The 8,522-nt window shown below is 74.8% G+C and carries 5 protein-coding genes; 2 read left to right on the forward strand and 3 right to left on the reverse strand.

Features of this window, described 5'->3' with window-relative positions; translation table 11 throughout:
- Positions 1-91 precede the first annotated feature (91 nt).
- From AB0F81_RS49125 to AB0F81_RS49135, 3 genes are all read right to left on the reverse strand, one after another.
- Positions 92-1,303: an amidohydrolase family protein gene (locus AB0F81_RS49125; protein ID WP_360210998.1), complete on the reverse strand. Its 1,212-nt coding sequence runs from the start codon at positions 1,301-1,303 to the stop codon at positions 92-94.
- 74 nt (positions 1,304-1,377) lie between these two features.
- Positions 1,378-3,240: a hypothetical protein gene (locus AB0F81_RS49130; protein ID WP_360211000.1), complete on the reverse strand. Its 1,863-nt coding sequence runs from the start codon at positions 3,238-3,240 to the stop codon at positions 1,378-1,380.
- A complete protein-coding gene (locus tag AB0F81_RS49135) occupies positions 3,237-3,998 on the reverse strand; it encodes an ABC transporter ATP-binding protein (RefSeq protein WP_360211002.1) in 762 nt (253 codons plus the stop codon). The genes AB0F81_RS49130 and AB0F81_RS49135 overlap by 4 nt, the downstream gene beginning before the upstream one ends.
- A gap of 56 nt (positions 3,999-4,054) precedes the next feature.
- On the opposite strand from AB0F81_RS49135, the gene AB0F81_RS49140 reads away from it, so the two are divergent.
- Both AB0F81_RS49140 and AB0F81_RS49145 read left to right on the forward strand, forming a co-directional pair.
- Positions 4,055-5,938 (forward strand): hypothetical protein, encoded by a 1,884-nt coding sequence (locus AB0F81_RS49140; RefSeq protein ID WP_360211004.1) that lies wholly within the window; start codon positions 4,055-4,057, stop codon positions 5,936-5,938.
- 78 nt (positions 5,939-6,016) lie between these two features.
- Positions 6,017-8,522 (forward strand): FtsX-like permease family protein (locus AB0F81_RS49145; protein WP_360211006.1); only part of this gene is annotated, 2,506 nt, incomplete at its 3' end.

Genomic DNA, 8,522 nt, shown 5'->3' on the forward strand with positions numbered 1-8,522 from the left:
TCCTGCACGACTACAACCACCATCGACCCCACACCGCCATCGGCAAACGCGCACCCATCACCCGGTTGAACAACCTGGCTGGACATCACATCTAGGCGATCGCGGGCGGGACGGCCGGCGGCCGGATCGCGACGTGACCGGCGCGCACCACCGTGTGCACCGCACGCAGCGCCGTGATGTCGCGGCTCGGGTCGCCCCGCACGACCAGCAGATCGGCACCGAGGCCGGCCAGCAACCGCCCGGTCCGGTCGGCCAGCCCGCACGCGTCGGCGGCCACGCCGGTGGCCGAGGCCAGCGCGGCCACCTCCGGCACGCCGCAGTCGACCAGCGCGGCGATCGACCCCGGCAGGAAACCGTGCGGCTTCGCCGGGTTGATCCCCGAGTCCACCCCGCTGACCAGGGTGACTCCGGCCCGGTACAGCGAACCCACCTGTTTCGGCCGCTCCGCGAGCAGGAAACCGGCCTGGGCGAAGCGGGCGGCCACCTCGGGCGGCATCTGACCCGGCCCGAGGGTGGTACCGAGCGTCGGGCAGACCACGATGCCGGCGGCGGCGATCGCCGCGGCCAGCTCGGGCGGGGTGTGCATCCCCTCCGGGCTGAGGCAGGTGCAGTGCTCGATCCCGTCCACCCCGGCGGCCACGCACTGCCGCACCCCGGACAGGGCGTGCGCGTGGGCGGTCACCGGCAGCCCGAGCCGGTGCGCCTCGTCGACCACCGCGCGCATCTCCGCCAGGCTGAACTGGCAGGCCTGCACGTCGGTGCCGAGCGTCGTCATGCCGCCGGTCGCCATGATCTTCACCAGGCCGGCGCCGCGTTCGGCGCGCTCCCGCACGGCTCGGCGCAGCTGTTCGGCGCCGCGGGCCGCGCCGCCCATCGTGGCGCAGTGACCGCCGGGGACGGTGATCGGCGGTCCGGCGGCGACCACGGCCGGAAGGTGCGGGCGGGAGCGATGCCGGTCCACCACCGTCCACTGCTGGTCGCCGAGGTCGCGAACCGCGGTGACCCCCGCCGCCAGCTGGACGGCCAGAGCCTCGTCGACCGCGGCGTCCAACTCGGCGGCGGACAGGGCGGGAAGGCGGTCGAGGGCGTCCGGGGCGCTGTTGCCGCACAGGTGGGTGTGCGCGTCGATCAGCCCGGGCAGCAGGGCGGTGCCGGGCTCGTACCACAGCTGCCAACCCGCCGGCGGCGGCGTGCCGGCCGGCGTCACCGCGGTGATCCTGCCGTCCTCGACCAGGACCAGGGCGCCACCGGGAAGCATGCGCTCGCCGTCGAATGCCACGTCCGCTCGGTAGGCGCGCCTCATCGCTCCGACGGTAGTTTCGCGGCCCGGCGAACAGAAGGGACGACCTGCTCGACGCCGCTATCGAGGTACCGCGCTCACCTGTCCGGGAGCCGCCCCGGCCGGCGTCCCCACAGGACCAGACCGGTCAGCAGCATCGCGCCGCCCACCGCCGTCATCGCCAGGGCCACCCCGGTGCGCGCCGGCCCGTCCAGGTGCGACGCCACGATCCAGCCGCCGTCGATGCCGAACGCCAGCACCATCAAGCCCTGCGGAACGACCGGGATCCAGCCGGCCGTGAGCAGGACGAGCGCCCACGCCGTCGCCCGGTTCTCCCGGTACCACTCGGGGTCCCAGGTGAGCGGGATCGGCGCCTCGGGCGGCCGGGTACGCTGCCCGGCCGCGGCGAGCACCTCGGCCTGATGCCGGGCCAGCCGGTCGTCGGCCAGCCACGTGCCACCCCACCAGGCGGCCAGCCCGCAGGCGAGCCCGGCCAGCGGCGCCAGCCGGCGCAGCTCGTCCGGGCCCCAGATCAGCAGGGCGAACCCGGGCGCCGCGGCGAGCACGCCGGCCCCGGCGGCGACCAGCACGCTGATGATGTCGGTCGGGTTGTCGGCCGCGGTGGGACGACGCGGGTCCGGCACCGGCCGCACCCGCAGCAGCGACACCCACACCGGGATCGCCGCGCCGGCCCCGAGCAAGGCGGGCAGCACGGTGAGCACGGGCAGCGGATCGACCTGCGGCGCGACGAGCACGCCGGCCACGGTGAGCAGCAGCCCGATCGGTGTGACCAGCGCCAGCCAGGCGACGGCGCGGCCGCGGACCTCGGCGCGTTCCCCGCCGGGGGTGGTGAACGGCAGCCACAGCGCGGTGCCGTCGAGCCCGACCAGGCCGGCCGACATCGCGGCCGCCCAGAGCACGGTCAGCGCGCCCGCCCAGGGCGCGAGCAGGTCCACCCCGGCGAGCAGCGGCAGCCCGGCGAGCAGGCAGCCGTAGACGACGGCGAAAGCCAGGTACTGCAACCGCAGCGGGTGCCGCAGCCAGGTGCGCAGCTCCCGGCCGGCGACCGCCCGGGTCGGCGCCGGCACCCGGTCGAAGAGGCGGGCGCGGCCGGCGCCGCCCACCGGTGCCGCCGCGCGGGCACGCCGCTTGCGGAAGGTCGCGCCGGTCAGGGATCGGCGGACCAGCACGACGTACGCCGCGGCGCACAGCACCGTGATCGCGACGAGGCCGGACAGCATCCAGAACCTGCGGTCGGGTGGGCCGAGGACCGCCGAGATCGGCCAGCTGCTCGGGACGAAGCGCATCGCGTGCACCACCTCGCCGGGCGGGCCCGCCACCAGCAGGAAGGTCAGCCAGGGCGCGACCGCCCAGACGGAGCCGAGCACCCCCATCACGGTCCCGGTGAAGACGCCGGTGACCAGCGCGCCGGCCGGGCCGCCGGCGTGGCCGACCGCCTCCAGGGCCACCGCCGAGCCGATCAGGCCGATCAGCCAGAGCAGCAGCGCGCCGAACGTGGTGATCAGGAAGGCCTTCGGACCGTACCGCGCGGCGTGCACGGGCAGGGCGGCGAGCGCGACCAGCGAGACGGCCGGGCCGATCCCGACCGCGGAGGCGGTGAGCAGGCCGGCCGCCGCGGCGAACCCGCCGATCGGCTCCAGCCGCAGGTGGGACGGGCGGACCCGGCCGCGGCCGCCGCCGAGCAGCAGTGGCAGCACGATCCAGCCGAGCACCCACGTCCCGGCCAGGATCGACAACGTGTGCTGGTCACCGCGTACCGCGTACCGGATCAGCCAGGCGGCCGCGAGCAGACCGCAGAGGCCGGCCACCGCGGGCCCGGGATGCTCGCGCAGCGAGCGGCGCAGCATGGTGGCGCGCATGCGCGCCGGGACCGCGATGCGCGCGCCGAGGCCGAGCAGCGGGCCGGGGCGCAGGATCTCGGGCTCACGCAGAGCGGTCACCGGGGGTCTCCGGGGGTGGTGAGCCAGTCGAGGCCGTCGCCGCCGGTGGCGTCGGCGCCGACCAGCTCGACGAAGCGGTCCTCGAGGTTGCGCCCGGCGGCGACCTCGGCGACCGGGCCGGCCGCGACCACCCGGCCCTGGTGGATGACGGTGACCTCGTCGCACATCTGCTCGACCAGCAGCATCGAGTGGGTGGAGAGCACGGTGGTGCCGCCGCCGTCGACGAAGCGGCGCAGCACCCGGCGGATGGTGGCCGCCGAGACCGGGTCGACCGCCTCGAACGGCTCGTCGAGCACCAGCAGGCGGGGCGCGTGCAGCAGCGCCTGGGCCAGGCCGACCTTCTTGCGGGTGCCGGTGGAGCAGTCGGCGAGCGGGGTGCCGGCCGCTTTCGCCAGGCCGAGCACCTCGATCAGCTCGGTGACCCGGCCGGCCGCGGCCGTGCGGCTGAGCCCGCGCAGCCCGGCGCTGTAGCGCAGCAGCTCGGCGCCGGTGAGGCGCTCGGGCAGGTCGAGGCCGTCGGGCAGGACGCCGGTGAGGGCGCGGGCGCGGTCGCGCTCGGCGACCGCGTCGTGCCCGAGGACCCGGATCTCGCCGGCGTCGGGGGTGATCAGGCCGACCGTCATCCCGATGGTGGTGGACTTGCCGGCGCCGTTGGGCCCCACTATGCCGTGGAACGTCCCGGACCGGACCGTCAGATTCACCCGATCGACCGCTCGGAATGTTCCGAACGTCTTGCACAGCCCGCGGATCTCCAGCACGCGCCGAGCCTATCGGTCCTCTTCCCATCGGTGGGGGTTGATGGCAGCGTGTCCACATGAGAAGGAGAAGCCCGTTCATCGTGACGCTCGTCGCGGCGCTCGTGGTGGCCTCGGCGGGACCCGCCGCTGCTGCCGGCGCCCCGGCACTGCGGCACCTGGATCCCGGCGGCCAGCCCCGCCTGGTGGAGAAGGTGCCGGTCAACGTGGTCTTCGTCGGTTATGAACCGGCGCAGGTCGCCAAGAACAGCTTCCTCGCCGAGCTCGCCCGCTCGTCCGAGCCGGTGGTGCGCTCCCGGCTCTACTACGACGTCACCGAGAAGCTGGGGATCACCTACCAGTACGACTACCGGCTCACCTACACCGGCAAGTCCTACGAGGATGCCTTCTTCCGCCAGCTCTCGAAGCTCGCCACGCCCGCCCCGCTGGCCCTGTCCCAGCAGGCCTACAACGCCCAGCGCAACAACGTGCTGGACGTGACCGGCAACCACACGATCGACGCGCCCAGCGTGGAGAAGTGGCTGGCGCACCATCCGCCCGCCGGGGTGGACACCCGCCGCAACACGGTGTTCTTCATCAACTGGTTCGGGCGCTCCGACTTCAAGCACCACATCTACACCAAGACCGGCGAGCCGGACCCGGACACCGGTTACGACTTCGGGGTGCAGCGGGAGAGCCGCAAGATCATCGCCTGGGGCGGCACCACCGCCGACGACGAGGAGACCGGCCTGGGCAGCACCCGCCGGGTCTGGTTCCACGACCTGTCGGCCGGCCCGGAGGAGTGGACCGGCAACTACGACGTCGACAACGCGGACGTCGACGGTGACGGCACCGCCGACTACCGGATGCCGCCGATCTGGGAGTACACGGCGGACGGCTACCGCTCGCCGGCCGCCCTCGCCGGCGACCTCGGCAAGATCACCCGGTACGTGGCGGTGAACCTGCTGTTCACCAGCTCACCGCTCTACCCGGTGGAGCTGCCGACCGCGGAGCCGCCGAAGACCATCAACCTGGACAACAACACGTACGAGGGCTGGCCCGGCGTGGACGCCTCGGCGGAGCTGATCACCCCGTCGCTGCTCGTCGACGAGCTCTCCGAGCTGCGCTGGCGCAACCGGTTCAGCCACGACCTGCAGGATCTGCCGCTGACCGGGGAGGCGCTGGCGTGCTACCAGGCCTTCGTGGCCGAGGAGTCCTGCTATCCGGACAGCGGCTACCCGGCGTTCGCCAACCTGTACCTGTACAACCGGGAGCACCTGGACGAGGTCCTCGACGACACCGGGAAGGTCGACTACGAGCTGCCGATCTTCAACTACGCGGTCGGCCCGAACCAGAGCAGCGGCCTGCTCGGGTTCGCCGACGACGACTACACGACCGGCGACCAGACGTACGTGTTCAACTTCGTCTCCCCGGAGATCCGTGAGGCGGGGTACGGCCTGACCACCACCCAGATCCACGAGGTCGGCCACCACCTGGGGCTGAGCCACCCGCACGACGGCTACGACAGCACCACCGGGGTGAACTACGAGGCGGTCGGCGACTTCTACTTCGCCAACGCCGGCGACGAGAGCAACTCGATCATGAGCTACATCGACCTGAACTGGGACTTCAGCCAGTTCGACCGGGACAACAGCGACCGGTTCCTGACCGCGGCGTACTGGGAGGCCGCGAACCGGCTGGCCGCGACCGTGCCGAGGGGCAAGGGCCGCACCGCGCTGCTGGCCGCCGACGGACTGCTCGGCCTGGCGGCCAAGGCGTTCGCCGCGCACCAGTACCGGGTGGCGTACGCGCTGGCCGAGGCCGCGTACTACAAGGTGGCCGGCATTCCGGGCGTGGACAAGGGTGCGGTGGCGAGCACCATGAAGGCCACCGACACGCGGACCGCCGAACCGGACGAGTTCATCGACTCGCTCGAGCCGGGAAGCCCGCGCTCCAAGCCGTGACCGGCGGCGGGCCGGTGGGGGACCACCGGCCCGCTGTCCATATGGCAAGATCCGAAAAATGTTCGTTCCGGGTCGACCATGGCGTTACTAGTCCGGCGGGCCGCGGCGGCCAAGAGCCTGCTGGCCGCCGGCGCCGCGGTCATGTTCATCGCGGTGCTGCTGCTCACCGGCCTGACCGCGTACGCGGGAGCCGCCGGCGAGGCGGGGGTCCGCGCGGCCGTCGCCGCGGCCGGCCCGGCGGAACGTTCCGTGCTGATCCGCGGCTCCGGCGGCGCCGAGAAGGACCGGGCGGTGCGCGAGGCGTACGCCACCGGCCTCGCCGGGGCACCGGTCACCGTCCGGGGCGCCGTCTACGGTTCCGGCTGGGCCGTCGACCGGCCCGGCCCGGGGGCCACCGCCGACGCCAACGGCGTGGTGTTCGCCTCCGTGGTGGCCCTGGAGAACCTGCCCGCCCACGCCACCCTGACGTCCGGGACCTGGCCGTCCGGGCCCGGCGCCACCGCCCTGGCCGAGCCGGTGGCCCGCCTGCTCGGCGTCACCACCGGCGACACCCTGCGTCTGGCCGACCGGCGCACCCAGCGGATCGTGCCGCTCACCGTCTCCGGGTTGTGGCGGCCACGGGACAGCGCCGACGCGTACTGGCTGCTCACGCCGGACGTGTTCGCCGGCCGGGCGCCGCAGTCCAGCACTCACGGCCCGATCGTGGTGGACCGGGCCGCCTTCGACCGCGACTTCGCCACCGGCGCCTCGGCCGGGTGGCTGGCCCAGCCCGGCCTCGCCGACGCGTCGCTGGCGCAGGTGGGCCGCACCGCCGCGGCGGCCACCGCTGCGGCCGAGACCCTGCCGGAACGCACCGGCCTGGGCACGTCGGCCACCATCACCAGCGGCCTGCCCGCACTGGCCGCCCGGCTGGAACGCGCCGAGCTGGTGAACCGCTCCGCGCTGGTCACCCCGATCCTGCTGCTCGCCGTCCTCGGCCTGTACGCGCTCACCCTGGTGGCCCTGCTGCTTGGTGAGGCCCGCCGGTCCGAGACCGCGCTGCTGCGCGCCCGCGGGGCCTCCCGCAGCCAGCTGGCCCGGCTCGCCGCCACCGAGGCGTTCGCCCTGATGCTGCCGGCCGGCCTGCTCGCGCCGCCGCTCGCGGTGTTCCTGATCCGTACCGTTGCGATCCCCGGCGGCCTGGACGTCGACGCCCGCCTGGACGGCCCGGTGTGGCTGATCGCCGCGCTCGCCGTGGTCGGCGGTGTGCTCGCGCTGACCCTGCCCGCGCTCAGCCGCGGCCGCACCTACGTGGCCGAGACGGCGGCCCGGGCCCGCCTGCCGATCCTGCGCCGGGCCGGTGTGGACCTGGTCGTGGTGGCCCTCGCCGTGCTCGGCTGGATGCAGCTGCGCCAGTACTCCTCGCCGGTCGGCGCCGGCCTCGGCATCGACCCGCTGCTGGCGGCCGCGCCCACGCTCGGCGTGCTGACCGGCGCCGTGCTCGCCGTCCGGCTGCTGCCGCCGGTCGCCCGGCTGGCGGCGGCCCGGCTGGACCGCGGGGTGACCCGGGCCCGGCTGCTCGGCACCTGGCAGGCCGGCCGCCGCTCGCACGCCGGCCCGATGGTGATGCTGGCGCTCGCCGTCGCGGCCGCCACCGTCTCCTGGGGACTGAACGGCACCACCCGGGCCTCCCTCGACGACCAGGCGGAACAGCAGGTCGGCGCGGACCTGCGGCTGATCGAGACGGGCGGTGCCGCACCCGCCGAACGGCTCGCCGAGCTGACCGGGCTGCCCGGGGCGGGCCCGATCGCGGCGGCCTGGCGGGAGAACATGAGCCTGACCGCCGGCGAGGACCCGGCCGAGTTCCTCGCGATCGACGCCGAGCGGGCCGCCGAGGTGGTGCGCGCCCGCGAGGACGCCACCGGCGGCCCGCCGCGGGAGCTGTTCCAGCAGCTGGTCGCGGGCCGCGGCCGGGAGAACCCGGCGAGCGAGCTGCGGCCCGGCCGGATCGTCACCGACGGCCCGGCCCGCACCACCGCGATCTTCACCGACGGCCGCCGGGTCGACCTCGGCGCCAGCGACAAGGACCAGCCGTTGGACTTCACCGCCGCCGGGCCGGGGCTGGCCGGTTTCGTCGTGGACCCCGCGGTCAGCCCGATCACCTGGCGGGTGACCGGCCAGGACGGTGACTGGTGGGCGGTCGGCCCGACCGGCGCCGGGCAGGGCGCGCAGGGCGACGGCGCGTTGCGCTATGCCGGCCGGTTCGCCGTGACCCGCCCGCCCACCCGGTCACCGGTGCCGGTCGCGATGACCCCGGCTGCCCTGACCGAGTTGCGCGCCGAGGTGGGCAAGGCCACCTTCCTCAAGGTGGGCAACGCCGGCGTGCCGATCCGGGTGGTCGCGGTCGTCGACCGGGTTCCGGGCACCGCCGGCGGCGCCGCCATCGTCGCCGACCGGGCCACCCTCGACGCGCGGCTGTTCGAAGGCTGGGGTGTGGTCAACGGAACCGGGGAGTGGTGGCTGAGCGGCCGCCCGTCCGGCGTCACCGGGCTGAGCGGGCTGCGGGTCCTCGACCGGCAGGCGCTGGCCGACGCGGCCGCGCGCG

This window comes from Actinoplanes sp. NPDC024001, assembly GCF_040638955.1.
GTDB lineage: Bacteria > Actinomycetota > Actinomycetes > Mycobacteriales > Micromonosporaceae > Actinoplanes.

Excerpts from the sequence above, each read along its gene's own strand:
- AB0F81_RS49125 (WP_360210998.1), bottom strand. The coding sequence starts at position 1,303 with ATGAGGCGCGCCTACCGAGCGGACGTGGCATTCGACGGCGAGCGCATG.
- AB0F81_RS49140 (WP_360211004.1), top strand. The coding sequence starts at position 4,055 with ATGAGAAGGAGAAGCCCGTTCATCGTGACGCTCGTCGCGGCGCTCGTG.